The sequence below is a fragment of the Kitasatospora sp. Root107 genome (assembly GCF_001424875.1).
In the GTDB taxonomy this organism is placed as follows: Bacteria; Actinomycetota; Actinomycetes; order Streptomycetales; family Streptomycetaceae; genus Kitasatospora.
Genome location: NZ_LMCT01000035.1, coordinates 17,147 through 19,866, shown reverse-complemented (window position 1 = coordinate 19,866; position 2,720 = coordinate 17,147). Strand labels below are relative to the sequence as shown.

Here is a 2,720-nt window from a genome sequence, read left to right as displayed (position 1 = left end):
CCGCCGAGCTGCGGCCAGCGCCGTACCGGAGGACCCGCCGACCAACAGGCCCTGCTCGCGCGCGATCTGACGGAGGATCAGCAGTGCTTCGCGGTCGGCGACGGGCAGTACGCGGTCGACCACGTGCTGGTGGTACGACTTGGGCCAGATGTCCTCCAGGGTGTCCGGATGACGGAAGTGGCCGGCGGCCTCGATGAAGTACGGGCTGCCGTCGCCGCCCGCGTACACCGAGGAGGACGGGTCCGCACCGATCACCTGGACGCGGCCGCCGCTGACCTCCTTGAGGTAGCGGCCGGTGCCGCTGATGGTGCCGCCGGTGCCGATGCAGGAGACCAGGTGGGTGATCCGGCCGTCGGTCTGCCGCCAGATCTCCGGTCCGGTGCTCAGGTAGTGCGCCTCCGGGTTGGCCGGGTTGTCGTACTGGTCGGCCAACCACCCGCCCGGCGTCTCGGCGGCGAGGCGGGCCGCCGTGCGCACCGGATGGCCCGGGTGCTCGCGGGGCAGCCCGGCGGGCCGGACCACCACCTCGGCGCCGAGCGCCCGAAGGGTGGCGGTCTTCTCGCTGCTCACCCGGTCGGAGACCACGACGACGGACCGGTACCCCCGCTCGGCTGCCACCAGCGCGAGCCCGATGCCGGTGTTGCCCGAGGTGGCCTCGACGATTGTTCCGCCGGGCCGCAACAGCCCGTCCTGCTCCGCCTGTTGGACCATGTGCGCGGCGATCCGGTCCTTGACGCTGCCGCCCACGCTCAGGTACTCCAGCTTGCCGTAGACGGCTGCGCCCCGATCGCCGTCGGGCATCCGCACGCGTACCAGCGGGGTGCGGCCGATCAGGTCGAGCACAGACTCGTGAGCATCCATGGCGGCAACCCTAGCCAGGCCGGGGTCGGAGGGCCGACCTCGAGGGGCGGTGAGGTGGCGTGAGCCGGGTGCGGGGCTCACGCCACCTGCTACTGCGCGAGCCGCTGTTGCCACCAGGTGAGGGTGGCTGCCAGGGCCTCGTCGGTCGGGGTGGGCTGCTCATTGAAGGCCGAGCTGTAGGCCGCCGAGTCGATTACGAAGGGCCGGTCGAACTGGTAGCGGACTTCCGCTAGTTCGGCCAGCGTGGGGTTGGCGACGCCGGCCAGGCGGAGGGGCCACCAGGGGATCCGGCCGACCTTCACCGGTGGGAGGCCGGCGAGGCGGGACAGGCGCTGGAGGGTCTCCCCGATGGAGAGGGGCTCGGCGGTGGGAACGTGCCAGGCGCGTCCCCAGGCCCGCTCCTCGGTGCCGAGGCGGACGAGGGTGCGGGCGATGTCGGGGAGGTAGGTGAAGCTGTGCGGCGCGTCCGGGTCGCCGAGGACGCGGACGCCCTTCCCGGCGAGCAGGGGTGTCATCACCCGCTGGGCGAGATAGCCGGGATCGACGACGCCGGGGCCGAAGTAGTCGGAGGCGCGTGCCTCGGTGGCGCGGACCCGCCCGGCCGTGTGCCGGGCCAGTGCGTCACGCCAAATGGCGGCGCGTACCCGGGCTTTGGCGCCGGTGCCCGCGAGCGACAGGTCCTCGGTGAGCGGACCGTCGACGGGGCCGTAGCCGTACAGGTTGCCCATCGTCACCAGCACCGCGCCGGTGGACTCCGCCGCGTCCAGCACGGCGGCGGCGATCGGCGGCCAGTCGGTGGGCCAGCGGTGGTAGGCCGGGCTCGCGCAGTTGTAGATCACCTCGGCGCCGTGGGCGGCCTGCCGTAGTGCTGCGGTGTCGGTGACGTCCAGCGCTGTGCTGCCGTGGCTGCCCGATCGGGTCAGGACCGTGACGTCCTGTCCCTGCTCGGTGAGCAGCGCTGCGGTGGCGGCGCCGATCGGGCCGTTGCCGATGACGATGTGCCGTGCCATGGGGTCCCCTCCCGGACTGGGGAGAGCAGTGCTCTCCTGACGGGCAGTCTGGTCGGCGGGTCCGGCAAAAGTCAAGAGCAGTGCTCTCTCTTGTGTGCGCTGCTCTCGAAATGCAGAATGGGCGCCATGACGGCGTCCCAGACCGCGCGGCAACTGGCCCGCGCCGAACTCATCCGCGCTATCAAGGAATCCGCCACCCGGCAGCTCAGCGAGACCGGGGCCGCCGCGTTGTCCCTCCGCGCGGTGGCGCGCGACCTGGGCCTGGCCTCGTCGGCGCTCTACCGCTACTTCCCCAGCCGGGACGCCCTGCTGACGGCGCTGATCATCGACGCGTTCAACGCGATCGGCGCGGCGGCCGAGACGGCGGCGGCCGCCGCTCCCGGCGACCCGGGCACCCGGTGGCTCGCCGCCTGCCGGGCCGTCCGGCGCTGGGCGCTGGCCCATCCGCACGAGTTCGCCCTGGTCTACGGCTCTCCCGTGCCCGGCTACCGGGCCCCTGACGACACCATCGACCCCGCCACCCGGATCACCCGGCTGCTGGCCGCGCTCGTCCTGGAGGCCCACGCCCAGGGCCTGTTGAGGCCGCCCGCGCAGCCGCTGCCCAGGCTCGTCACCCAAGGGGTGCTCGACGCCCTCGGCGGAGCGCCCGCCGAGCCGTACGCGGACCTGGTGGAGCGGTCACTCACGCTCTGGATCTCGCTGGTCGGCACCATCAGCTTCGAACTGTTCGGGCACCTGCACACGGTGATCACCGACTTCGACGCCTACTTCGACGCCGCGGTGCAGGTCGCGGCGGAGGCGGTCGACGCCGCCTGGCTGAAGGTCGAACCGGCCGCCGGAGACCTCGGC

Annotated in this window: 3 protein-coding genes; 1 reads left to right on the top strand and 2 read right to left on the bottom strand. The window is 72.9% G+C overall.

Annotated elements, in window-relative coordinates; genetic code table 11:
• On the bottom strand, positions 1 to 861 hold an 861-nt coding region (locus ASC99_RS26735), incomplete at its 3' end, for a PLP-dependent cysteine synthase family protein (RefSeq protein ID WP_082598660.1).
• Positions 862 to 950: 89 nt separating this feature from the next.
• Positions 951 to 1,871 (bottom strand): NAD-dependent epimerase/dehydratase family protein, encoded by a 921-nt coding sequence (locus ASC99_RS26730; protein WP_057236717.1) that lies wholly within the window; start codon positions 1,869 to 1,871, stop codon positions 951 to 953.
• A 126-nt stretch (positions 1,872 to 1,997) separates the two neighbouring features.
• On the opposite strand from ASC99_RS26730, the gene ASC99_RS37755 reads away from it, so the two are divergent.
• Positions 1,998 to 2,720: TetR/AcrR family transcriptional regulator (locus tag ASC99_RS37755; RefSeq protein ID WP_082598667.1), on the top strand; the 723-nt coding region annotated here is incomplete at its 3' end.